Below are 22,286 nucleotides of genomic sequence, written 5' to 3' on the forward strand. Positions count from 1 at the left end.
GAGAAGATGTCAGTCTTCGACGCCCTCGACCGGCTCGAGTTCCCCAGCGTCGAGGTCCCCCTCGAGATAAGCTTCTCCGAACTCTGTCAACCGATAAAGTCCACGGTCAAGTCGCTCAAGCAATCCGTATTTCGTGAGCTCTCGGCACCGGTCGCCGGCATATTCACGGCTGATGTCGATACGAGGAACAAAACCGTCACGAGACAATGCTCGAGGCGTCATGTTCCCCTCCTCATTCATCAGTTCCAGAATGCGATCGTCAGTCGGCGAACGCATCCAATCTGCCGGCTTCCTCATCTGTCGTTTAACTGGGTCGGTAGGACTCATATGTACACCGATATGATGACCTGTTCAGGCCACTAGCCTATAAGAGTCCGGTTACTAGCTGGTAGATATCCGGCCAGTGGTGGGAAAAGTATTAAACGGTCGAACCAGTCACTATAGATAGGAAGTCATCCTCGCCAGAATCTGCGAAGATTCGGGGTGTTGGCGCACCCCGAGGTTGACTTCCGAACCCTTCACACGGGGAATTCAGAAGTCATGTCCAACGAGCACACCGGGGTAAAAAGAGATTGCCCCACAGAACGCAGTACCGCCGGCCGTCCACACGGCCGAGATGACTCTCCAGCGCCCACTGATTTATCCGAAAAACCACCGCGCGGCAACGCGGTAGCACAGACGGGAGGTTGTTCAGGCCACCAGCCCCGTCTAGGAAACTCGCACACGCGCGACGCGGATAACGCTACCCCATCGACATACCTGGTCGAGGCGCTCGAGCGTGCCGACCGCTACGATTCGACGTTCTTCTACGGGGTGCGACTATGACTGCAGCCGCCCGACCCGATCAGCCTGCGAAATTCCCACGCAAGCTGACGACCGACAAGGCGCTGCACCTGTTCCAGCCGATTCGCCGCCGACTCGTCGTCGAGCTCGTCGACGTACTCGGACCGATGCATATCCGAGCGCTGTCGGACGCGATCGCGTGCATCACCGACAGCCAGTACGACTCCGTATACGTCTCGCTATCTCAGCAACATCTCCCGAAACTCGACGATTACGACATCGTCGAATTCGATGAGCAGGACCTCGAGGTCGCACCAGGCCCCCACTTTGCTGACTGTGCGGCGTTTGTCGACGACGCCCAGAGCCGGTTCCGCTCAGAAGCCGACAGCGAACAGATCGATAGAGGTGAGCGGTGATGGCCTCTTACAACTGTCTCTACCCCGAACCGGTCGTGATGGACGGTGACGGCCTTGAGTGGGGGCCCATCCAGTGGGCCGACGAAGGCACGTTCGAAGATGCCGACTACCCGAAACCTGCCGAGAACGAGCGCCGATTCTACACGATCGCCATCCGTCGTGGGTGGGCAGAGAACACCGACGTCGCGTCGATCGCCGTCCTCGGTGTGACCCGCGACCTCGAGATCGGGCTCGAGACCCGCTACCGCGCAACCAGTGAGGACTGGACACTATGTGATCGCGACGGAGTTCCGCCGTCGGTGTGCAAACGCCCACCCGCGGATTCCACGATCCCAACGGCACGAAAAGACAAGTTCCGACAAGTCCTCAAGCGCGCCCACGATTTCGAGAACAGCGCCGTCGACGCACGTCACGAGGGGACAAGCGAAGTCCGAGCCGACGGTGGGATTCGGGAATCCGAGTAAGTCGATCGCGCCGTTCGCGAAGCTGCGACGTTGATCGACGCCGGCGATAGCACGAGCGTCGCGATCAACTACGTCGTCGGCGAGTACGAACTCGAGCATCGTCGCGACGACGTCCACCAGCGCGTTCGCGACCGACTCGAGCGGGTTGTGGCGACCGACGGTGGTCGCGATGCCTTCCTCGCAGGTGACGCCCACTGGTGTGACCTTTGCGAGACCCCATTTGAGACGCTAGGCGAGTTGATCCGTCACGACTGCCAGGAGCAACAGGCGATCGCCGACGGTGGACGTCCACAACATCGAGCGGACTGTGAGGACTGCAGTTGGTCCTACCGCGACACTGATCTCGTGGATGTCTCTGACGAGATGGAGCGCCACGCGCGCAAAGAGATGCATGATGTCGACCTCGAGCGAGCGGTCGTGACCGATGGCGGCCAGTGTGTGGACGAGAGTGCCCAGTTCGCGAGGGGCCATCACTCGTTGTTGTCAAAGATATCCGATTTATCAACAGTCCTGAGGATCCCCTCTTCACAGGCACATGAATTCTCCGGAGAAACCGGTCGGATAGAGCCGTCGGCTAATACCCAGACAGTGAAGACTGCACCACAACTGTCACACTTCCCAGGGAGTTTTTCTTTGTCTTCGTCAGCATCTGATGGGTTCATCAAACCAAGTCCATTGACAACATATAACAATAGATTTCTGCCGGTCAAGTACCTGCCTATCGGTACCCCTCACCGGACATCGCAACCAGAGACTTGTCTGCCGTTCGCAGAGTCTGAGAACTCCACTGGAACCGAAGGGGGTGACCGTCAGTGAGCAGTGAACTCATCCCCGACGATTTCGACCTCAAACACGCTCGCCAGGCACCGTCGACGACGCCACACAACGAGCGTCCGCGCTGTCCGGAATGCAACCAACTCGCGGTTCGAAAGAAGACAGGGAAACCATCCAGTAACCCAGGTGGACCATCTCACTACTGTAACCGCTGTGGAGCGAAGTTCGATGAACCCGTCTACGGTGATTCCGATGAGTGACCCCGCCGACGGGCTTCGTCGATTCGCCGACGTCGTCGCCGTCTTCCAGGACACACCGATCGGCATCGACGACGCTCGGTTGCTCGAGGCCGACGACGAAACGCTCCACGGCCAGCTCACCGTCACTGTTCGCGACGACGATCTCGAGGGCTTCGGAGATCCAACCGAAGCCGCCGACCGACGTGGTGATGAGGGTGATGCCCCCGAAAAGACGCTGGATCACACTGACACCGAGGATCTCGAGCGGGCATACAACGCAGCGGACGGCAATATCAGCGCTGCCGCCGAGCGCTTCGATGTCGGCTACGGCGCTGTCTACAACCGGATGGTCGAGAACGGAATTCACGAGAGACAAAGCGGCACCTCCACCGAGGACGACACCACCGAATCAACGTCAGAGTCAGAGGCACCAGTCGACCTCGAGGAGGACGCCACGGACGATTCGCCGGCGGGCACCGGCGATGACGAAGCCGACTCTCCCCCATCGTCAGATGGTCAGGAAATCGAAGCATCTATCGAAGACAACACTAACGAACAGGTGTCAGAGGTACCAAATGTCGACCACGACGAGGACGATTCGTCGGCGGGCACCGACGAAGGCGTCCAGGAGGACACCGACGAGATCACCGTCGACGCTGTCGATGGCGAGAAGGACGAACCCGATATCGCGCTCCCCGATGGCGTAACCGAAGCCGACGTTCTTGCTGTTGTTGACGAGTTCGACGCACTCGGTACTATAGCTGATGAACTCGGTGTTACGCGAGGGCGAGCACGGGCGATTACGGTTGCTCTCGGTTGCTATGGAGATGTTCGGGAAGTCTCCGGAGGGGACCAATGAGCCAGAGCGAGTGCTCCGTCTGTGGCGAGGAGCTCGCAAGCCCACTTGCCGGGCCCGCCCACGCGCGCAAACACAAGAACCGATTCGAGAAGCTGGTTGGACGTCGACCGGACGACTACAGCGAGGTCCAGGCGCTATTCAACGAAGGCGGGGTTCCCGAGGACGTCGACCTCGAGACTGGCTCATGGATGACACTCGAGCAGTTCGTCGACGGGCGAGCGCAACTGAGCCCCTTCGAGGGCCTTGCTCTCGTCGCGATCGTCTCAGCAGCCCTCTTATTCTCACTCCTACTCGCAAAGGGGGTGGTGTTCGCGTGAGCACGAGCACCGAGGACATTGCCGATCGCGAACGCCTGCGTGCAGCCGAGCACGTGGTCGGAGCCACGGAACACGTCGAAGACCAATGGCCCGATCGCGCTCTCGTCGACGACGTCGACATCGAACAGGCGTGGTCCGAAGCTACCCCGATCCACTATCCGAGTGCCCGACGCGGGGCAGTTGCCCGGTACCACCGTCGCAGCGACACCGTCATTCTCGCCCGACAGGGCGCGATCACGACGTGCATTGAGCTGATGGACCGCCCGTGGTCCGAGCGTATCTACATCCGAAAACAGGTGACAGACCAATGAGTACGGCTGACTCTCCCCAACCAGTTGACGACCTAACCGACGACGAACGAGCGTTATTCGAACGGATTGCTGAGAAACACGAGGATGACGACGAGGTGCGACGTATCTGCGAGATCGTGCTTCAGTCCTCAGACGATAACGAGGAGGCGAACTCATGAAGGTCGTCTTTGTCCATGACGTGGGGTTTCTCCTCGAGCGTCCGTCGAGCGCTGACGAACTCTCGCCGATCCTCCGGGTCCTCGGCTTCGATCGACCGATCGTCGAGGACGCTGCGGACTTCGTCGAGGAGTTCCTTCGCCTCGAAATCGAGGCTCTGGTGACAGTGGATACAGAAATCCCGGTCACTCGGGGTGTCCTCTCCGCATCGGGGACAGGGGACGGGCGAGACGTCTTCGGGTTCGTCGGATTCGACCTCGAGGCCGTGGAGTTGCGCGTACGCGCGTTCGTTACTTTCCTCGCCGAACCGAGCCATGTAGCGCGCGGTGTGCTCGCTCCCGCGTTTTCGGCCCTGCCGGTCCTCGATTCGAGCTGTCGAGAAGTTCTGGAGGATCAGCCATCGAGTGTTCGACTTCCGGAATGCGGTCGGCGTGACGTCCTTCGTGATGTCGACGCGACCAGCAGCGTTCTTGAAGTAGTTCAAGAAGGTGTTGTAGCTGGGTCGGTCGGGCGAGGAGAGCTTGCTCCAGACCGGTGCTTGGTCGTTATCCGGAGCGGGATGCTCCGAGAGCCATTGCTGAAGGTATGGAACCGACGTGATCAGGTGGACGGTGCGCTCGCCTTCTTTGCCGTCGACGTGGAGGCCGACCGAGTGCTCACCGTCGAAGATGTCTCCGACGCGGAGGTCGTAGAGCTCGCCCCCACGGAGACCCGCCTCGAACTGGACGGCGAACAGTGCCTTGTCCCGCGCGTTGTGGGCGGTCTCGACCATCGCTTGGCTGTCGTCGTAGGTCAGGAGATCGCGTTCGGAGGGGACAGGGTCGAAGTCGTTACTCGTCCCGGTCGGGATCCATTTGAGGCTCTCGGGCGGCTCGTCGAGTTTGCGTCGGTAGCGACCAAACGATCGCAGCGCCGTCCGGTAGTCCTGGTTGGTGTGTTCGTTGGTGTACTCCTCGTTGATCCAGCGGACGACAGCCTCCGCAGCGGCACGGTACTCGAGTGCGAGTCCGAGCAGGCCGTGCTCCTCGAGGAGCTCGTCGACGTCGGATTCGTCGTCGATCTCGTCGGCCTCGCCGTTGTCTTCGAAGTCCTCGACGGATGGCGGTGGGACCAGGGAAGCCATTCGGCTGCAGTGTCGGAGCAGCTTGAGGTGGCGATGGTCGCCGATCTCCGAGGGAACGAGCCGGATGTTATCCGAGAACTTCAGGAGGTGACGGCGGTCGGCCTCGAACTGAACGTAGCGAGAGTCTTCCCCGTTCGACCGGAGACGGTCGCGGAGGGTGTCGACTTCGGCGCGTGGGTCGGAGTCGCTCATCTATCAACGTTCACGGAACAATGGATTGTAAGGGTTCGGCTAGAAGCCGGCCCTTGGCTTGTCCTTCCAGAACTCCTTTCTACCGACACGGTCGCCATCTATTCGAATTATCATACCCGGTTCGTTCGTCGAGGGCGTACGAGCTGCCACAACCAGTTGTTGTCTGTACTGACTCCACGTTGAATTCTATCACTCTCATAGAATTTATAACGAGTCTATCGTCGAATATCAGAGTAATGAACGAGTGACGGATCGAGGTTCCAGTGGTAACTGAGCGGTCTTTGTTCGTACGATTTCTCCTCCGTATTATCCCAAAATTTCTCGTTCGACTATGGGTCAGAGATTCCGGACGATAGCGGCAGTCGTTCGAATCTCGAGTGGATTCCCTCAGGGCCGAGCTCGAGGCGGTAGTCGAGACGCAGGAGCGACTCTCGACGGGCAACACTACCTAACGGCGCCCGAGCAGAAGCAGTTGGACGCGACTGTTCAGCGACTCTCCGAGACGTACGCGGATATTTACTCGACGAACTGGCCGTTTCGCTATTCGGAGGACGACCTCGATAGATTGTCCGAAATACGAGAAACGTTACAGTCGATATCGAAACGAGTGCGGAGTTACAACGACGAGTTCGTCGAGCAGGAACTCGAGCGGTACGCACATCTCGTTACGGACGTCGACGAGGCGGGACACAATCTCAACGAAGACCAGCAGAAAGCGATCGTTCGAGACGACGAGTACAACTAGGTCATTGCTAGGGCTGGATCCGGTAAGACGCTCCTTTTCGCGCACCGGATTACCTATCTTATCGAGTGCGGGGTCGACCCCGAACGAATCGTCGCGATCACGCTCACTAACGAATCGACAGCTGAGATACAGGACCGCCTCAAGGACCGATTCGGTATCATTGGCGTCGAGGTGCGCACGACTCACGGGTTCGCGAACGCGATCGCACGCGAGGCGCGTACGGGTCGCGTCGACGTGGTCGCAGACCATCGAGGCAGAGAGCGATCCGAACGACGTCATATCCTCTCTCGATACGATACGGTGCCGACTTCGTGAATCGGGTCACGACCGCGTTCGAGGATCGCGAGAGCCCGTACGACGGCAAAGACGACGCGATTCGTTCCGTCCACCGATGCACCACTACGGGTAGCGAGGCAGATGACGGCGGTGTCTCGGTGTTCTTGGCCCATCAGGCTAAGGACGGGAGGAACCACACGTTATTCTACTGCACGTCGCCGCGGGTGCGGATGGGTTCTCACCCGACGTGCGAACGACGAGTTGTTAGATCTGGCTCGCGACGTGCGTGCGAGCGATGAAGCTGAGGAGCGGCGACTCTTTTACGTCGCGGTGACGCGGTCGGAATCGACGCTCGATCTGTTGACGAGGTCGGGCGAGGAATCGGCGTTTCTCGAGGAGATCGAGACCCACGTTTTCCGGCCGACGGGTGTCGCTGATCTAGGGGAGGTCGGTCCGAAAATCACGGTTACGGCCAGATCAGGCGACTGTGGGACGATGCGTCCGCGAGTCAGGCACACGCGGGGATCCTCGAGGACTGGAGCGGCCGGATCAAATTCGTCGCGTGGGAGAATGTGTCTCCTCCGAACGTGGAAGTCGATGTTCGCTACCGCCTGACGGACCTTGAGGACACCTCCTTCAACGGGCGGAAAGAACTGCACTTTACGAGCGAAACGACAGTCGAACCGCTTCGGTGACTCTCGCTGTGTACGACTTCCCTGCGATTCAAATCGCGGCGGCCGTTTCACTCCTCACGTCTGTTCGTCGTGAAAACGGGCCGGGCGCGATTTGAACACGCGACCGTCTGGTTAAAAGCCAGACGCTCTGCCAAACTGAGCTACCGGCCCCGTAACTGGTACTATCGCCGAGCAGTGGTTAAACGTTTCTTTCTCCGATGGTGATCCGCTTCGAACTCACTTGAGGTATCCCTCAAGCGCGTCCGCGACGAGCTCGCCGACGGGCCGGCCCTCGAGCGACGCCTGCTGTCGCAGGTCGCGATAGCGGATCGGCGGGAGCGTCAACTCGAGCGTTCCCAGGTGGACGTCGTACTGGGCGAGCGCCTGGTCAATCGGTGTGTCGTCGTTGACCGCGCTCGCGACGCTTCGAACTTCTCTGACGGTAAGGTCGCCGTCGAGCGTCGCCCAGGCCAGGAGGAGGCGAGATTCGCCGGAAACGCGTGCGATGTGTTTCGCCGCGGTTGGGGCGATCTGTCCGAGCGCCACCTGTCGACGGACCGATCGAGGGAGGTCGTGCACGCGAGCCCACTTTCGGATGAACGAAACAGTGGCGGTTTCGTCCTCGTCGTCTCTCTCCCGTGATTCCTCTTCGAGGCCGTCTCGAGCCCGTTTTGCGGCGGCTTTGTACGATCCTTCGCCGCGGACGAGCGCCGCGCAGGCGGCGGCACCGCGAAGCATGTCGAGGTGGTCGCCCATGGTGTTGCCGGCCGCGAACTGTCTGACCGTTTCGGCGGCGTCGGCGAGGCTGTCGGGGTCGTCCGGGTCGAACTGAACCGCTCGGTCGGCACGGTTTCCGGCGACGGATTCGTCACCGCGGATGACGGGCGCTCCGACGGGCGATTTGCGGTCCGTCGGGACTGATCGATCGGTCCCGTCCTGTTGTTTTTCTCCGCGCCGATTGTCGCTCATACCAACGTAGTAGGAATCTGATCGCCAAAAAGTCCCTGTTCCGATAGCGCCTTACTCGTCGCGCTCTTCGGCGAGGTGCTCCCAGATTTCCGTACATCCCGCGCCGACTTCGACGTCGTCGAGGTGGCTGTCGTCGCGTTCGTCGTCCTCTGCTGGCTCTGTCGCGCACTCAGCTTTAGTCATGGTACCCCTCTGTCACGTCTGCTCGCAGCGAAACACTGCCCGACGCGCGCTCTCGACTCCCGCGCTTCGTTCCTGATTCGTGGTTCATGACACCCAATATGAGCGACACAGCCATAAGTTCGCCTTCGGGTGCAAGCGATACCCGTACTCGCTCGTGGCGGAAAGGATGGCCGCTATCTCGGTTTCGATATTTCGACCGAAAGTACCTCGAGTCGCGCGATTTCGACTGTCCTGCCCGTCATCATATCGTCGCGGCCCGCTCGAGTCCGCTCCGAGCCGCGTCGGCTAAGTGATTTCGGCGTAATATTCGAGGCATGTCGAATCGTTTGCTCTCCGTTACCGCACACACGACGTTGGATTACGTCGACGCGCTTGCAACCGGCTACGAGTTTGAATTCGACTCAGTTGGCGTGGTGAACGCGACGACTGACAGGGAGGAGCCGGCGGAGGTGCAGCTACAGGTCGAGTTGGACAATCGGACGGAAGCGCACTTTCCAAAGCACGTAGTCGAACTCCAGTTAGAGCCCGAACAGGCTCGGAAGCTGGCGGGCGAACTCGAGGAACACGCCGCGCGCGTCGAGGATGGAGCTGTCGATACCTAGGGGCGGGGTATTGTCGGAGCGAGGCGTAGCTGGTCAGCGGTGATATACGCCGGGAACACGTGCTGGCGTTGGACAGTTCGAACGGAGGAGAACGTCGACCGCTCGACGGTTCGTTTTTATGGTTCGCTGTGATACGTCCGTGCATGACGGCCCCTGTTCCAGAGGGGGGCGATAGCCTCTCGATCCGACCGGCTCGCAGGGCAGATCTGCTGGCGATCGTTCGGATCGAGAACGCCTCGTTTTCCCAGCCCTGGCCCCACGACGCGTTCGAGACGTTTCTCGGCGAGCCGGGGTTTCTGGTCGCGGTCGACGAAACCCGAACGATCGTGGGGTATATCGTCTCCGACGTGACGCCGAACTACGGCCGCAATCTGGGCCACGTCAAGGACATCGCGGTGCATCCCGACCATCGAGAGTCGGGCGTCGGCTCGGCACTGCTCACCCGAGCGCTGTCCGTGCTCGGCGCGTACAATGCGGACTCGATCAAACTCGAGGTGCGACCGTCCAACGAGTCCGCGAGACGGCTGTACCGCTCGTTCGGATTCGACCCGCTCCGTCGCGTACCGGGGTACTACGACGACGACGAGGACGCCATCGTGATGATCTACGAACTCCGGTGAGACAGCGACTCGAGGTGTCCCGCGTTCGCCGTCGTTTCGTAACCGGGAAACGACGCCGCTCAAGTCGGTGTGCCCGAGCGAGGAAGCTCTTTCGCCGAATCGGAGACGTGGCGACTTTACCCCTGGCTGACGTACGCCCGGATATGGGATATGCCTGTCCGGTCTGTTCGACGGAGGAAGCCGACGGCGTTCACCTGGCGAATCACTTCGCCGTGACCGCGTCGCTGGGGCGGGAGGACCACCTCGAGTGGCTCGAGCGCCACGCGTCCGACTGGAACGAACGGAGTCCCGAGCAGCTCGCCGAAATCGTCGTCGAACACGCTCGGGAAGTCGAGACGCCCGAATTCGAACAGGGAGACGGTCACGGCCGATCGCCGTCGCTCGAGGACGAACTGGCGGCCCAGTCCCGTCGATCCGGTCGCGGATCGATGACACAACAGCCGAGTCCCCACGCCCAGGAGGCACTCGAGGAGGCCCGCGAACTGACCCGAAAGCGACGCGAGCCCGCGGACTCAGCCGACGACGAGCACTCGACCGAGTCTGACAACGAAACCCCCTAACCGTCCGCGTTCGTCCTCTCTCCTATGTACACGACTGGTTCGTTTTCCCCCGACTCGATCGATGCGGCGCGCGAACGCTACGAGACCCTCGGCCCTGCGGCCCAGACCGTCGTCCGCGAGGTCACCAGAGCGATGGAATTCGACCGAGAGGAGTACAATGACCGCGTCTCGAGCGAGGTCATCGAGACGGCGCGAGACGCCCTTTTCGCGAGTATGCTCTCGGTTCGCGTCGGCACGCGCGAGGAGTACGCCGAGTGGCTCGAGGACTATGCGGGCGAGGTGACCGAGACGGGCCACGAGTCCGTCGACTCCGTCGCCTGGCACGCGGGCCCCGACGGCGAGGCCGTCGCCGCGACCTTCCAGAACGAGGAGGACGCGGCGGTCGCGACCCTTCGCAGGCAGGCGTTCGGCCGCCTGTATCGCGACCGACTGGAGGATCGCCGCTCCTCGTAGCTTCCCATCTCGATCACGACCGCTCCCCATCGCGATACCCCGAAACGCGTCGGAAACGGCACCTATTACCCCCTCGAGCGCCCAGTCGGGTTCGATGAGCGAGCCAGACAAGTCGTCTCGCCCGTCCGTTCCGGCGGGATGGGACGTCGTAGAGCGCGAACTCGAGTACGAAACCGGCTGGTACGACGGCGGATACGATCTGGTCGAACAGCCCGACGGGAGCGAGAAACGCTACTACTGGGCGGAGTTGCCGCCGGCGGTCGTCGTCGTGGCGAAGATCGACGGGACCGCCGTCGGTTCGAGCGGGGACGACGCCGCGGGCGATCGCCTGCTGTTCGTCGAGCAGTATCGGCCGGCGATCCGCGAGCACCACCTCGAGTTGCCCGCCGGGATCGTCGAAGACGGCGAGTCCTACACGGAAGCCGCGACGCGCGAACTCGAAGAGGAGACGGGCTTCGTGCCCGAGACGACGGCACTCTTACAGGAATACGCCGTCGCGACGGGCGTGTTGAACCACGATCGGGCGGTCGTCTACGCCGACGGCCTCGTTCCCGGCGAGCGCGAACTCGATAGCAACGAGTTCCTCGAGGTGACGTCGATTCCGGTCGAGACGGCTCTCGAGCGTGCCCGCGAGCAGCCGGCGAACGACTCGACGATAAGCGCGCTGTTGTTGGCTCAAGAAGACGGACTGCTGTAGGTGTGTGTCGCTCCGTTTCGTTCGACCCGTGGCCTTATTCGGTCCGAGCGATAACACCTGCCCGATGGACGGCGAAATCTCCACTGACGAGGTACGCGAACTTCTCGAGTCCGATGCCGACGTTCGAATCGTCGACATCCGCGACGAACGAAGTTTCGACCACAGCCACATTCCCGACAGCGAAAACGTCCCGTTTCGCGAACTCTCGAGTCGCGTCGAGGAGTTCGAGGACGCAGAACGCATCGTCACGGTCTGCCCGCACGGGAAAGCGAGCGTCCAAGCCGCCAATCTCATCGGCTCTTACGAAGGCACCGCTGACGCGACGGTCGAGAGCATGGAAGGCGGCCTCGAGGAGTACGGGCTGAAGTACGGGCTCGTTTCGGAATCGTCCGCGAGCGACGAGGCGACCGCTGGCACCGAATCTCCGTTCTAGTCCGTTTCGGTGGTCGTTTGATCGTCACCGACGGAGACGTGGGTGGGGGAACTAGGCCGCCGGTCCCGTCGCTGTCGCGCACGGTTCCGCAGAGAAAATCGGACGGTAGCGAAGCGATACGGGTTTCCGTGTTTCGGGAGTCGTCTCAGATCATCCTATGCGACGTTGAAGCCGCGATCCCGAAGGAAATCCTCGATTCGGCCCGAGTGATTCCCTTGTAGTTCAATCTGGCTGTCTTCGACTGTGCCGCCACAGGCGAATTTCGATTTGAGATCCGACGACAGACTGTCGAGGTCGACGTCTTTCGGATCGAATCCCTGGATGATCGTTACCTCCTTACCGTATCTGCGCTCGTCAATGCGGATTGTGAGTTGCTGCTGGCCCTTGGCGACGTCCTCGCAGACGCAGAGCTCTTCGGGCAGCCCGCACGTCGAGCAGACTTCCGACATTACGTTCACCTGTACGAAAGCGGCATATTAAACACTATCGGGACCGTCCCTCCCTCGAGCGATTCTTTTTCAGTGAACGGCGCTCGTCGTGCCCGAATCGCCGACCATTGGGAGTCGTTCGCGCGCCAGTTCGTCGACGAGATCGATCGCCTCGTCGGCCCGCTCGCGACTGACAGTTCCGCGGTAGGTCGCCAACTCGTAGGTCTCGCCGACCCGCTCGACGCGCGGATCGAGGTCGGCGGTCTCCTCGAGTGCATTCAGGTACTCCCGTATCGACTCGCTCTCCCGCCGCGGCCGGTACGATCGCTCGAGGAGCACCTCGAGTCGCCGATAGGCGCGAACGGCGTCGGCCGCCGGCGTCTTTCGGGAGCCGTGCCAGTAGAGGTGGGCCGTCTGACTCGCGTACGAACCGACTCCGCTCCGGTGGGCACCCGCGACGACCGCGACCAGCGCGGAGAGCCCGATCGCGAGCGTCTCGAGCGAAAGCGACGAGAGAAGTCCTCCCCCGTTTTCGGCGTTCGTATCGGTGTTTTCCCCACCAGCGTCGTCGGGGGTGGAGAGGCTTTGGCTCCCGTTCGATTCGTTCGGCTGTTCGGACTCGTTCGTCTCGGATGCGTTCTCGTTCGGCTGTTCGGACTCGTTCCCCGTGTCGGGCTCCGTCGAGTCTGGATCGTCGTCCGACTCCGCGTCTTCGATCGGCACGTCTTCGCTCTGGTCCGTATCGATGCCGCTCTGGCCGCTCTCGCGTGCGTCCTGTATGGCGTCGGCGTTGGCTCCCTGCCGGTCTCCCGGCGGCGTCGGATCGAACGCCACCCAGCCGTGGTCGGGGAAGTAGACCTCGACCCAGGCGTGTGAGTCCAATCCGCGGACGACCCATTCATCGTCGTCGACTTGCTGGCCCGCTCCGTAGCCGGTCACGTATCGCGCAGGAACGTCCTCGGCCCGAAGCATCTGGGTCATCACCGTCGCGAAGTAGACGCAGTAGCCCTCGTCCATCTCGAGGAGGAATTTCTCCGCGACGTTTCCCGACGGTTTCTCGACGTCGAGCGAGTAGCCCTTGCTGGATCGAAGGTGCGATTCGATCACGCTCGCCTTCTCGTAGGGAGTGTCCGCGTCCGCGACGATCGACGCCGTTTCCGCCTCGAACGCCGCGGCGGTGCTTTCGGGCAGCTGGCGGTATTCGCTGTCGCGAATTTCGGTCGGGTAGTCCGTTCCCGCCGTCCGCAGCGCCGCTGGTTCGGGGTCGACGACGGCGCTTTCGACCGCGTACGAGTCCTGCTCGAGCAGCGTTTCGGTGGGGTGAAGCTGCCCGTGAGCGGACACTTCCACGGCCGAGACGGTGTCGCTCTCGACCGACAGCGGCTGGGCGGCCGTCGGCATCGTCTGCATCTCCGTCTCGAGGTCGATCTCCTGAACGACCGTCTCGTACTCGCCCGGCGGCGACTCGAGCCGGCCGTCGTACGGCGACATCGACCCGGTTCGGATCCAGCCGTCTCCCGTGAATCGATCGTAGACGCCGGTCCGCCAGTACGTCGGCTCGTCGACCGTCGCCGTGAACCTGACTTCGGGCGAGAGATCGACCGGGCCGCCGATATCGGACTGGCTCGGCGAGCCGTCGATCGCGCCCTCGAGAGTGCTCGGGCCGCCGCCGTCGCGAAAGATCGAGCCGCCGTTCTCGCCGCCCGGGACGACCGTGACCGAAAGCGAGAGCGCGATCATGAGCGCGAACGCGATCGCGAGGACGTCCGCCTGTGCGATCGAGCCGCCGCGGCGAGCGAGTTCCCCGAACGCGACGGCCGCGATGGCCCCGAGCGTTCCGAGCAGGGTGATCGGTATCGCGGCGTTTCCGGTCAGGACCAGAAACAACAGCGCGAACCCGCCGGGAACGACGCTCCAGACGTATCGCTCTCGCATCGCGAGGTACCACGAGAGAAAGACCGGGCCGGGGACGAATCCGAACGCCCACGTTCCGGCCTCGACCATCCTGAGTATCGACAGTCCCGTCGCGAGGGTGAGCGCGTCCGAGAGCAGCTTGTCCCAGGCCGCGATCGCGACGCCGAGTTCGATGCCCGCGGCGCTCAGGTAGTACGCGAACCCGCCGACGGCCGCGACCAGCGCCGCGACCGCCGCGGTCCGCGGTCGAATCGTGAACGCGAGAACGGTCGCCACGACCATCGACGTGACGGCGAGCGCCAACAAGGTCTGCGAACCGCCGACGACCGAGGTGACTTCCCGGTGAAGCACTCGAACGTACGACGCCGTTAGAACGCCAACCCCGGCGAGTGCGAGCACCCGGAACGCGCGCGGTCCGACCGCCCCGTCGAAGTCGATCGATGCGGCCCGCCGCTCGGATCGCGAGCTCACGAGCGCACCTCCGGGGGCTCGCCGTCGGTTTCGGCCGGACGAGTCTCACCACCGGGACTCTCGCTCCTCGAGGAGCGCCCGCGAAGTCGATCGAACGGGATCTCGCGCCCGTCGACGAGAACGGTCGTCCCGGTGGTATCACTCCGGATCAGCACGTCGGCGTCTGCCTTCGTTCGATCGTCGAGTTCGCCCGCTTCGACGACGGCGAGCGCTCGCAGCATCGCCCGCTGGTGCGCTCGTCCGTTCGCGGGCGCTCTGGTCGCTTCGGGTAGGACGACCCCGACGGGGACGCCCTGCTCGAGGAGGTACGTCCCGACGCTGGCGACCGCTGTAGCCATCTCGTCCTCGTATCCGGGCGGACACTCGGCTGCGATCGAGATCGCGCCGCGATCGCCGTCGTCGTCGAACTCCTTGACGATCAGCTCGTCGTCGGGGCGCTTCGCCGCCGACTTCCAGTGGACGTCCCGGAGCGAGTCGCCGCGAACGTACTCCCGGAGGTGGTCGAACTCCCCGCGGTGCTCGCGGTCTGCGGCCGCCGCGATCGCCTGTAACTCGGGATTCGAGCCGCCGGTGAGGTCGTAGATTTTCGGAAAGACGAGCACGGATGTCGTCTGATCGTCCTCGAATCGGCGTTTCGTCAGGCCGAGCAGGTCGGTGACGACGACCGAGATCGGGCCGACCGCATGTTCGCCGCGAGCCTCGAGTCGAACGTCGTACCGAAATCGGTCCGACGCGGATATCGTGGTCTCTGCAGTGTTTTCGGTCCCGTCGACGGCGAGGCCGCTCGCACCGACGCGATCGGAGACGGTCGCGGAGAGGGGAGCGTTCGGCTCGATTGCCGTCTCGACCGTGCGCGTTTCACCGACGAACCCTGGCTCGACTGGCGTTCGCGTGACTGTCGGGGCTTCGGTTCGAGCCACCGTTACCGCCGCTGCGAGGAGCGCGATCACCAGCGGAAAGACGATCGCGCTCAGCGATCGACTGCCGTACTGCCACGCCATGAGCCACGAGAACGCGAGCGTGGCGACGACGGCGACCCCGCGACGCGTCGGTCTCATTCGACCGGCACGGTCTCGAGCGCGCGTTCGACGACGCTCGCCCCATCTCGATCTCGATCCCTCGTTCTGATGCGGTGGCTCAGGACGACCGGTGCGACGCCTTTGATGTCGTCCGGAACGACGTATCCGCGCCCCTGGCTCACCGCGCGGGCCTGTGCCGCGCGCGTCAGCGAGATCGTCCCGCGCGGACTGACGCCAATGTGTGCGTGCTCGCGCGTGTAGTTCGCCAGCCGCGTCGCGTACTCCCGCGCGGGTTTCTCGACGGTCGCGTTCGCCACCGTCTCGCGGGCTCGAACGATCGTTTCGAGGTCGGTGACCGGCTCGAGCGATTCGATCGGGTGGTGGCCGACGGTCCGCTCGAGCATGTCCGATTCTTCGTCGGAGTCGGGATATCCCAGGTGGAGTTTCTTCATGAACCGGTCGACCTCCGCGAACGGGAGTTCGTAGGTCCGATCGGGTTCGATGGCGTTCTGCGTCGCGATGACGGTAAACGGGTTCGGGAGCCGGCGGGTCGTCCCGTCGACGGTGACCTGTTCTTCTTCCATGGCCTCGAGCAGCGCTGATTGGGTCTTCGGCGGGGCGCGGTTGATCTCGTCGCCGAGGACGATGTTGGCGAAGACGGGGCCGGATCGAAACTCGAACTCGCGGCGTTTCTGGTTGAAGACGTTCACGCCCGTCACGTCGGCGGGTAGCAAGTCGGGGGTGAACTGGACGCGGCTGAACTCGCAGTCGATCGAGGTCGAAATCGAGCGAGCGAGCATCGTCTTGCCGACGCCGGGAACGTCCTCGAGCAAGGCGTGACCGCGGCCGAGAATCGTCGTGATGACGTGAGAGATCACCTCGTCGTGACCGACGATGACGCGGCCGACGTTCTCGTGAATCTCCGTACAGAGGGAGGCGACGGTATCGACCGGGAGGGGCTCTGGCGGCTGCTGGCCGCGTTCGCTTCGAGCGGTTGAGTTTGTGTTGGGCATATATCTGGCGAGAGTGGTGCGGAGACCGCGATCGGATCGTTAGCGTCTCTGCGTCGGTCACCCGTATATGTTTTGTGACGGTCAGATTCCAGTCGGAACTCATCGCCCGGGTCACGGTCGGGTTTTGGTATCCATACGTCCACGTCGCTCCGGATATAGCTAGTCCTCGAGGCGGATCCGGCCGGCGTTCGATCCCAGGATACACTGACGGCTCTACGGCCGTGAGTACTCGAAAAACGATACCCCTTCTTCGGGCGCTTACAGTCGCTCGACGTTGGTCGCGCGCGGGCCCTTATCTGCTTGTTCGATATCGAATTCGACTTCCTGTCCCTCCTCGAGATCAGGACCGCCGACGTCTTCCATGTGGAAGAACACGTCCTCGTCTGCGTCCTCGGTTTCGATAAAGCCGTAACCGCCTGTGTCGTTGAAGAATTCGACCGTGCCTTTCGCCATTGCAGGCATCTAGAGCCACGACTATAGCATAAATGTTCGGGGCGATTGTGCGGTGTTTGCCGATTCTTGCCGACCCGACTGTTTGTCGTGGTCGTTCACCAGTCCTTGCAGGTCGGACACACGAGCGCTCCGTCCTCGAGCCAGGCCCGATCGACCGTCTCCGAACACGTCTCGCAGGTGTAACTTCCCCAGACGTACGTCGAGGTCGCCGGCTCGACGGCGGGACCCGGTTCGGTCGTGTCGTCTCTCTCGAGTGCGTTCTCAGGCTTCGCGTCCAACTCCGCGTCTGATTCCGTCTCCGACGCTGTGTCTGACTCCGAAGCTCCCTCCTCGGCGCTCGAGTCCGCCGCGTCCTCGTCCCCGGTAAACGCCGAGAGCGTCGCGTCCTCTGTCACGGGCGGCGATAGGTCCGGAAGCGACTTAACGACTCGGGCGACCGATATCCGAGTTCGGACGAACGCGCTGCCGTCTCAGACGGATACTCGATTCGGCCGGCGCTCGCCTCGGACCGGCACGGACAAGTACCATCGGTGACAACCCGCACGTATGGACACCGCCGTACCGCTGAACGTCATCGTGGACAACCTCGTCGAGATGAACGACCTCTTCACCGACGTCGCGATGGGCGACGGAGCCGCGCCGCTTTTGGTCGCGATGGGCGGACTCATCGTCGTCGCCAGCCTCGGAATCTTCGGCGCGCTGACTCTCGGTGCCGTCGGAAATCTCTTCACTGCGAACTAGAACGCGACTCGCGATTGGCTTTCTCGTCTCTCGATACCGACCAACTGATCGTTAGTCGATTCGCCGTTCGTCTCCGGTCGCCGTTCGGAGCGCCTCGCTCGAGCGCTCGATCGCGTCCTCGAGATTCGGCCCGAGCGGCGAGCCGACGACGATGCCGTCGACGTGCTCGAGGGCCGCCTCGAACCGGTCGGCGACCGTCTCGGTCGTCCCCGCGATACAGAACGCGTCGATCATCTCGGGCGTAACTCGGCCGAAGGCGTCGTGCAGGTCGCCGCGTTCTAACGCCTCGCTGACCGCCGCCGCGGCGTCGGGATCGACGTCGTGGCGCTCGAGCACCGGATCGGCCGCGCCGCCGACGATGAACGCGACCGGTGGTCGGGCCGCCTCTCTGGCTGTCTCCTCGTCGGCGGCGACGCTCGTACTGGCGAACGCGAGCGATTCGAACGAGCCGCGGTCGTCGGGGCGGTCCGCGAGCCCCCGTTCGACCTGCTCGCTCGCCCACTCGAGGTCCGTCGGATGAGCGGCGTTGATCAGGACGCCGTCGGCGTGTTTCGCGCTCATGCGGAGCATGTGCGGTCCCTGTGCGCCCACGTAGACGGGAATCGTCTCCGACGGCGACTCGAGGTTGAGCGAGGCGTCTCTCGCGGTGAACGTCCCCTCGTGAGTGACCGTCTCGCCGGCCCAGAGGTCTCGAGCCACGTCGAACGTCTCGAGGACGCGCCGGAGTGGGCGGTCGCGCTCGATACCCAGGTTCGAAAGCGAGGAGCGGTCGCCGGCGCCGACGCCGAAGGCGGCGCGGCCGTCGCTGACCTCGTCGACGGTCGCCACCTGCGCGGCGAGTCTCGCTGGATGGGTCTCGTAGGGATTGACGACGCCCGGACCGATTCGGAGTTCGTTGGTCGCCTCGGCGATCTTCGAGCAGGTGATGAACGGATCGCGGTTGAAGTAATGACTGCTCGTGAACGCGATGTCGAACCCGCTCTCCTCCGCTTGGGCCGCCAACGAGGCGATCCGATCCGGCGGGTGTTCGGGGGTGAGTTCGATTCCCCAGATGGATCGGTCGGTCATTCGTCGAACCTCCACTCGCGGAGCGCCTGCCGGATCAGGTCGTCCTCGACCGATCGGAACAGTTCGTCGCTTCCGCCGTGGTCGCCGAACTCCCAGTCGCGGACGACCACGGCCGGGGTCCCACCGTCGCCTTCGCCGGTGACGAGGTTCGCCGCGGCGGCGAGTTCGTCGACGACCGACTGGACGGTGACGCCGAGTTCGTGGCCGTCGCGATCCGTTTCGCCGCGCCAGTCCCGGCTGGCGGGCATCCCCGCCCACCCGAGGGCGACGCCGCGTTGGCCGTGTCGGAACGGCCGTCCACAGGTGTCGGTGACGACGACCGCGACGTCTTCGATCCCCCGGTCCTCGAGACCCGATCGGATCCGTTCGGCGCTCTCGGCCGGTCGCTTCGGCAGGAGAAGGATATCGTTGTCCGGCACGTTCGAACGGTCGATCCCCGCGTTCACGCAGATGTGGCCGAATCGGGTTTCGGTCAGCAGAAACGGCGCGTCGATCAGGAGTTCGGTGCTCTCCTCGAGCACGGCCTGTGCGAACCGCGGATCCTTCTCGTCGCCGGTTATCCCCTCGAGCCGATCGGCGATTTCGGCCGCACGGCCGCTGACGGGGAACTCCTCGAGGTCGACGGCTCGATCCTCCGTTTTCGAGACGATCGTGCTCGCGACGGTGAGGACATCCCCGGCCTCGAGCGTAGCCCGGTCCGCGACGAGTTCGGCGATGTCGTCGCCGGGACGGATTTCGGGCAGACCCGCCACTGCGTGTAGTTCCATACCGGAAACAGGGTCAGCCGCGCCAAAAACGCACCGTCATCGGAGAGTCCCGCCGTCCCGGTGGTTGCTATCGCATCTGGTAGATGAAAAGGCGGATACAGGTCGGCCGATAAGGCAAGCGTGGTGACAACGCGTGGATGACTCAGAGCCCGATACGTTCGCCGTGATGGAACAGATGCCGACGCAGGAGGTTCTCGATTCTCTCATCGAGAGCGGACTCCACGAGATACGACGCGAAAAATCAGGCCTGTTGCTTTCGGGGTTCTCTGCCGGTCTCGATATCGGATTCGGCCCGTTGTTGATGGCGGTCGTCCTCACGCTTTCGCAGGGCTCCTACGGCGATCTCACGACCGAACTGCTGCTGGCGAGCGTGTATTCTGTGGGCTTTCTCTTCGTGATTCTGGGTCGCTCGGAACTGTTTACCGAGCACACGACGCTGGCCGTTGTCCCGGTTCTCGATAGACAGGCGTCGATCGGACAGTTGATGCGTCTCTGGGGACTCGTCTACGTCGGAAATATCGTTGGAGGGCTCTTGTTCACGTTACTCGCCGTCGTCTTGATGCCGGGGCTCGGCGTCATCTCGCCGGAGGCGTTCGAACTGATCGCGACCAAACTCGTCTCCCACCAACTACACTGGCTGTTCGTCGCCGGAGTCTTCGCGGGCTGGTTGATGGGGCTGCTAGCGTGGTTGATTACCGCTGCGCAGGGAACCTTGAGTCGAGTGGCCATCATCTGGATCGTCACCGCCACGATCGGGCTCCTTCACCTCCCACACTCCATCGCGGGCAACGTCGAGGTGCTGTTCGGTCTGTTTATCTCCGCGTCGATCACACCGTTGGATTACCTCGCGTTTCTCTCCCTTTCGACGATCGGGAACGCGTTTGGCGGCGCGATATTCGTCGCCGTTCTCAAGTACGGCCACGTCGTTCGCGGGGCGTAGCGACGCCGCTTTCGTTTTTCGCGGGGCATCGTAACTCCAGTCGGGTTTCGGTCCCGAAACGCCTTCCCTCGAGGCGGTCGTCCACCCACCCATGACAGGCTCGAGCACGGAGCACGAGGAAGGCGACGCGAGTCACGTCGTCACCGCGTTCCTCCGGAATCGCGGCGAGGTGTTACTGTTGTGTCGAAGCGACGCGGTCGGGACCTACGCGGGACAGTGGGGCGGCGTCTCCGGGTTCGCCGAGGACGACCCCGACGAGCAGGTACGCGTCGAGATCGTCGAGGAGACCGGCCTCGAGGACCGCGTCTCGCTGGTCCGCTCGGGGCGAGAACTCGAGGTGATCGACGACGAACTCGAGCGCGAGTGGGTCGTCCACCCGTACCTGTTCGAGTGCGAGTCGCGCGCGGTCGAACTGAGCGAGGAACACGACGCGTTCGAGTGGGTCTCTCCGACGGTAGCGATCGATCTCGCGGACGGATCGGTTCCAACTTCGTCGGCGTCGGTGGCCGCCGCGGCCGAAATCCCTGGAATCGACGACAGAGAGACGGTCCCGGGCCTCTGGGAGGCCTACGAGCGCGTCGCCCCCTCGGTACGGTCGGTCGCCGCGGACGACGAACACGGCGCGGCCTTCCTGTCGGTTCGCGCGCTCGAGGTGCTTCGCGACCGAGCTGGGTTGCTGGTCGGCGAACGCGCCGACGCCGGTGTCGACCCCGAAGCGGAGTGGGGCGAACTCGCGGGACTCGCCGGCCGACTGCTCGAGGCTCGGCCCTCGATGGCCGTCCTCCGAAATCGGGTGAACAGAGCGATGGCAAACGCATCGGCGGGGGACGACGCCGAGGCCGAGGGTTCTGCCGGGGACAGGACCGCAACCGCGGCTCCCAGCGTCCCCGGCGCTCTCGAACTCCTCGAGTCGGCGGTGACCGGGATCGATCGGTCGGTCGATGTCGATCAGACGGCCGCCGAGACCGCCGCCGAACACTTCGGCGGTGACGAGCGGGTACTGACGCTCTCGCGTTCGGGGACGGTGCTTGCAGCGCTCGAGGCGTGGGCCCCCGCCCGGGTGTTCGTCGCCGAGTCCAGGCCAGCTCGCGAGGGCGTCGACGTCGCCGAGAAACTCGCGGGAGAGATCCCGGTCACGATCCACACCGACGCCGCCGCGGCCGCGGTACTCTCTCGAGAGGCGGTCGACCGCGTCGTCGTCGGTGCCGACACGATCCGCCCGGACGGTGCCGTGGTCAACAAAACCGGCACGCGCTCGATCGCGCTCACGGCGGCCCGCGAGGGTATTCCATTTTCCGTGATCGCCGCCGCGGACAAGGTCTCGACGCGTTCGGATGTCAACCTCGAATCGGGTTCCAGAGCGGCCGTTTACGACGGCGAGGCGTCGATCGACGTGCTAAACCCGACGTTCGACGTGACGCCGGCCGACTGCGTGGACGAGTACGTCACCGAACGCGGTCCGCTCGAACGGGCTGATATCGATTCGATCGCCGCGGAACTGCGGGAACTGGGGGCGTGGAACGAGTCGTAATCGCGAATCATTCGGTCGCGGTTCGAGGCGTTCGCGCGAAACGACAGACCGAAACCCCTCGAAGACGACGTTCGGGTGGCGGCCGTGACGAAGAG

Annotated in this window: 32 protein-coding genes and 1 tRNA gene; 18 read left to right on the plus strand and 15 right to left on the minus strand. The window is 63.2% G+C overall.

Translation table 11 applies throughout. The features are described from left to right. Window positions 1-9 precede the first annotated feature (9 nt). Window positions 10-327, minus strand: coding sequence for a hypothetical protein (locus BM348_RS07915; protein WP_217642006.1), 318 nt, complete (start codon window positions 325-327; stop codon window positions 10-12). Between the two features lie 494 nt (window positions 328-821). On the opposite strand from BM348_RS07915, the gene BM348_RS07920 reads away from it, so the two are divergent. After that, a complete protein-coding gene (locus tag BM348_RS07920; protein ID WP_092903780.1) occupies window positions 822-1,199 on the plus strand; it encodes a DUF7344 domain-containing protein in 378 nt (125 codons plus the stop codon). Beyond that, complete coding sequence (locus BM348_RS21245) at window positions 1,199-1,663, plus strand: hypothetical protein (protein WP_175507129.1); 465 nt, start codon at window positions 1,199-1,201, stop codon at window positions 1,661-1,663. The genes BM348_RS07920 and BM348_RS21245 overlap by 1 nt, the downstream gene beginning before the upstream one ends. A gap of 228 nt (window positions 1,664-1,891) precedes the next feature. Here the strand turns inward: BM348_RS21245 and BM348_RS21815 are convergent, their stop codons facing one another. Both BM348_RS21815 and BM348_RS07930 read right to left on the minus strand, forming a co-directional pair. After that, a complete protein-coding gene (locus BM348_RS21815; RefSeq protein WP_245779415.1) occupies window positions 1,892-2,134 on the minus strand; it encodes a hypothetical protein in 243 nt (80 codons plus the stop codon). Beyond that, window positions 2,134-2,325 carry a hypothetical protein gene (locus tag BM348_RS07930; protein WP_092905472.1) on the minus strand — a complete coding sequence of 64 codons (192 nt, stop codon included), beginning with the start codon at window positions 2,323-2,325 and terminating at the stop codon, window positions 2,134-2,136. The genes BM348_RS21815 and BM348_RS07930 overlap by 1 nt, the downstream gene beginning before the upstream one ends. A 150-nt stretch (window positions 2,326-2,475) precedes the next feature. Between BM348_RS07930 and BM348_RS20600 the strand changes: the two genes are divergently transcribed. From BM348_RS20600 to BM348_RS07945, 4 genes are read left to right on the plus strand one after another with little or no spacing between them, the layout of a single operon-like run. Further along, window positions 2,476-2,697, plus strand: a complete 222-nt coding sequence (locus BM348_RS20600) for a hypothetical protein (RefSeq protein WP_139231163.1) — start codon at window positions 2,476-2,478, stop codon at window positions 2,695-2,697. Beyond that, the gene (locus BM348_RS07935) at window positions 2,690-3,535 is read left to right on the plus strand and encodes a hypothetical protein (protein WP_092903782.1); all 846 of its coding nucleotides are present in this window, start codon (window positions 2,690-2,692) and stop codon (window positions 3,533-3,535) included. The genes BM348_RS20600 and BM348_RS07935 overlap by 8 nt, the downstream gene beginning before the upstream one ends. After that, a complete protein-coding gene (locus BM348_RS07940) occupies window positions 3,532-3,852 on the plus strand; it encodes a hypothetical protein (protein ID WP_092903784.1) in 321 nt (106 codons plus the stop codon). Before BM348_RS07935 ends, BM348_RS07940 begins: the two co-directional genes overlap by 4 nt. After that, window positions 3,849-4,163: a hypothetical protein gene (locus tag BM348_RS07945; protein ID WP_092903786.1), complete on the plus strand. Its 315-nt coding sequence runs from the start codon at window positions 3,849-3,851 to the stop codon at window positions 4,161-4,163. Before BM348_RS07940 ends, BM348_RS07945 begins: the two co-directional genes overlap by 4 nt. A 121-nt stretch (window positions 4,164-4,284) precedes the next feature. Here the strand turns inward: BM348_RS07945 and BM348_RS07955 are convergent, their stop codons facing one another. Beyond that, the gene (locus tag BM348_RS07955) at window positions 4,285-5,634 is read right to left on the minus strand and encodes a site-specific integrase (RefSeq protein WP_092903790.1); all 1,350 of its coding nucleotides are present in this window, start codon (window positions 5,632-5,634) and stop codon (window positions 4,285-4,287) included. A 607-nt stretch (window positions 5,635-6,241) separates the two neighbouring features. On the opposite strand from BM348_RS07955, the gene BM348_RS21250 reads away from it, so the two are divergent. From BM348_RS21250 to BM348_RS22185, 3 genes are all read left to right on the plus strand, one after another. Beyond that, the gene (locus BM348_RS21250) at window positions 6,242-6,379 is read left to right on the plus strand and encodes a hypothetical protein (RefSeq protein WP_175507137.1); all 138 of its coding nucleotides are present in this window, start codon (window positions 6,242-6,244) and stop codon (window positions 6,377-6,379) included. Window positions 6,380-6,382: 3 nt separating this feature from the next. Then, window positions 6,383-6,694, plus strand: coding sequence for a UvrD-helicase domain-containing protein (locus BM348_RS22410; RefSeq protein WP_092903794.1), 312 nt, complete (start codon window positions 6,383-6,385; stop codon window positions 6,692-6,694). Between the two features lie 533 nt (window positions 6,695-7,227). Beyond that, a complete protein-coding gene (locus BM348_RS22185) occupies window positions 7,228-7,350 on the plus strand; it encodes a hypothetical protein (RefSeq protein WP_281244680.1) in 123 nt (40 codons plus the stop codon). A gap of 76 nt (window positions 7,351-7,426) precedes the next feature. Here BM348_RS22185 and BM348_RS07970 read toward each other — a convergent pair. From BM348_RS07970 to BM348_RS22190, 3 genes are all read right to left on the minus strand, one after another. Beyond that, a tRNA-Lys gene (locus tag BM348_RS07970) sits at window positions 7,427-7,500 on the minus strand. Window positions 7,501-7,566: 66 nt separating this feature from the next. Then, a complete protein-coding gene (locus BM348_RS07975; protein WP_092903796.1) occupies window positions 7,567-8,298 on the minus strand; it encodes a DUF7119 family protein in 732 nt (243 codons plus the stop codon). A gap of 51 nt (window positions 8,299-8,349) precedes the next feature. Next, window positions 8,350-8,481 carry a hypothetical protein gene (locus tag BM348_RS22190; RefSeq protein WP_281244681.1) on the minus strand — a complete coding sequence of 44 codons (132 nt, stop codon included), beginning with the start codon at window positions 8,479-8,481 and terminating at the stop codon, window positions 8,350-8,352. 314 nt (window positions 8,482-8,795) lie between these two features. On the opposite strand from BM348_RS22190, the gene BM348_RS07980 reads away from it, so the two are divergent. The 6 genes from BM348_RS07980 (at window position 8,796) to BM348_RS08005 (ending at window position 11,846) form a co-directional block, all read left to right on the plus strand. Beyond that, complete coding sequence (locus BM348_RS07980; RefSeq protein WP_092903798.1) at window positions 8,796-9,083, plus strand: DUF6360 family protein; 288 nt, start codon at window positions 8,796-8,798, stop codon at window positions 9,081-9,083. A 143-nt stretch (window positions 9,084-9,226) separates the two neighbouring features. Then, window positions 9,227-9,703 carry a ribosomal protein S18-alanine N-acetyltransferase gene (rimI, locus tag BM348_RS07985; protein WP_092903800.1) on the plus strand — a complete coding sequence of 159 codons (477 nt, stop codon included), beginning with the start codon at window positions 9,227-9,229 and terminating at the stop codon, window positions 9,701-9,703. Between the two features lie 143 nt (window positions 9,704-9,846). Then, window positions 9,847-10,263 (plus strand): DUF5810 domain-containing protein, encoded by a 417-nt coding sequence (locus BM348_RS07990; protein WP_092903803.1) that lies wholly within the window; start codon window positions 9,847-9,849, stop codon window positions 10,261-10,263. Between the two features lie 24 nt (window positions 10,264-10,287). After that, window positions 10,288-10,716 (plus strand): DUF5809 family protein, encoded by a 429-nt coding sequence (locus BM348_RS07995; protein WP_092903805.1) that lies wholly within the window; start codon window positions 10,288-10,290, stop codon window positions 10,714-10,716. 94 nt (window positions 10,717-10,810) lie between these two features. Next, complete coding sequence (locus BM348_RS08000; RefSeq protein ID WP_092903807.1) at window positions 10,811-11,413, plus strand: NUDIX hydrolase; 603 nt, start codon at window positions 10,811-10,813, stop codon at window positions 11,411-11,413. Between the two features lie 64 nt (window positions 11,414-11,477). Next, on the plus strand, window positions 11,478-11,846 hold the full coding sequence (locus BM348_RS08005) for a rhodanese-like domain-containing protein (RefSeq protein WP_092903809.1): 369 nt from the start codon (window positions 11,478-11,480) through the stop codon (window positions 11,844-11,846). A 155-nt stretch (window positions 11,847-12,001) separates the two neighbouring features. Here the strand turns inward: BM348_RS08005 and yciH are convergent, their stop codons facing one another. The 6 genes from yciH to BM348_RS08035 form a co-directional block, all read right to left on the minus strand. Then, the gene (gene yciH, locus BM348_RS08010; RefSeq protein WP_049953737.1) at window positions 12,002-12,295 is read right to left on the minus strand and encodes a stress response translation initiation inhibitor YciH; all 294 of its coding nucleotides are present in this window, start codon (window positions 12,293-12,295) and stop codon (window positions 12,002-12,004) included. 69 nt (window positions 12,296-12,364) lie between these two features. Then, on the minus strand, window positions 12,365-14,659 hold the full coding sequence (locus BM348_RS08015; protein ID WP_092903811.1) for a DUF3488 and transglutaminase-like domain-containing protein: 2,295 nt from the start codon (window positions 14,657-14,659) through the stop codon (window positions 12,365-12,367). After that, window positions 14,656-15,717: a DUF58 domain-containing protein gene (locus BM348_RS08020; protein ID WP_092903813.1), complete on the minus strand. Its 1,062-nt coding sequence runs from the start codon at window positions 15,715-15,717 to the stop codon at window positions 14,656-14,658. The genes BM348_RS08015 and BM348_RS08020 overlap by 4 nt, the downstream gene beginning before the upstream one ends. After that, the gene (locus tag BM348_RS08025; protein WP_092903815.1) at window positions 15,714-16,691 is read right to left on the minus strand and encodes an AAA family ATPase; all 978 of its coding nucleotides are present in this window, start codon (window positions 16,689-16,691) and stop codon (window positions 15,714-15,716) included. Before BM348_RS08025 ends, BM348_RS08020 begins: the two co-directional genes overlap by 4 nt. 258 nt (window positions 16,692-16,949) lie before the next feature. Next, window positions 16,950-17,144 carry a cold-shock protein gene (locus tag BM348_RS08030; RefSeq protein ID WP_049953734.1) on the minus strand — a complete coding sequence of 65 codons (195 nt, stop codon included), beginning with the start codon at window positions 17,142-17,144 and terminating at the stop codon, window positions 16,950-16,952. A 95-nt stretch (window positions 17,145-17,239) separates the two neighbouring features. Further along, window positions 17,240-17,539: a DUF7573 domain-containing protein gene (locus tag BM348_RS08035; protein ID WP_092903817.1), complete on the minus strand. Its 300-nt coding sequence runs from the start codon at window positions 17,537-17,539 to the stop codon at window positions 17,240-17,242. Between the two features lie 151 nt (window positions 17,540-17,690). On the opposite strand from BM348_RS08035, the gene BM348_RS08040 reads away from it, so the two are divergent. After that, window positions 17,691-17,885 (plus strand): hypothetical protein, encoded by a 195-nt coding sequence (locus BM348_RS08040; protein ID WP_092903819.1) that lies wholly within the window; start codon window positions 17,691-17,693, stop codon window positions 17,883-17,885. Between the two features lie 51 nt (window positions 17,886-17,936). On the opposite strand, the gene BM348_RS08045 is transcribed toward BM348_RS08040, so the two are convergent. Both BM348_RS08045 and BM348_RS08050 read right to left on the minus strand, forming a co-directional pair. After that, on the minus strand, window positions 17,937-18,953 hold the full coding sequence (locus BM348_RS08045) for a 5,10-methylenetetrahydromethanopterin reductase (protein WP_092903821.1): 1,017 nt from the start codon (window positions 18,951-18,953) through the stop codon (window positions 17,937-17,939). Continuing rightward, window positions 18,950-19,720 carry a coenzyme F420-0:L-glutamate ligase gene (locus BM348_RS08050; RefSeq protein WP_092903823.1) on the minus strand — a complete coding sequence of 257 codons (771 nt, stop codon included), beginning with the start codon at window positions 19,718-19,720 and terminating at the stop codon, window positions 18,950-18,952. The genes BM348_RS08045 and BM348_RS08050 overlap by 4 nt, the downstream gene beginning before the upstream one ends. Before the next feature lie 133 nt (window positions 19,721-19,853). On the opposite strand from BM348_RS08050, the gene BM348_RS08055 reads away from it, so the two are divergent. Together BM348_RS08055 and BM348_RS08060 are read left to right on the plus strand one after the other, a co-directional pair. Beyond that, a complete protein-coding gene (locus BM348_RS08055; protein ID WP_092903825.1) occupies window positions 19,854-20,660 on the plus strand; it encodes a formate/nitrite transporter family protein in 807 nt (268 codons plus the stop codon). Window positions 20,661-20,751: 91 nt separating this feature from the next. Continuing rightward, window positions 20,752-22,191, plus strand: coding sequence for an initiation factor 2B (locus BM348_RS08060; protein ID WP_092903827.1), 1,440 nt, complete (start codon window positions 20,752-20,754; stop codon window positions 22,189-22,191). Window positions 22,192-22,286 lie beyond the last annotated feature (95 nt).

This window comes from Halostagnicola kamekurae (genome assembly GCF_900116205.1).
GTDB lineage: Archaea > Halobacteriota > Halobacteria > Halobacteriales > Natrialbaceae > Halostagnicola > Halostagnicola kamekurae.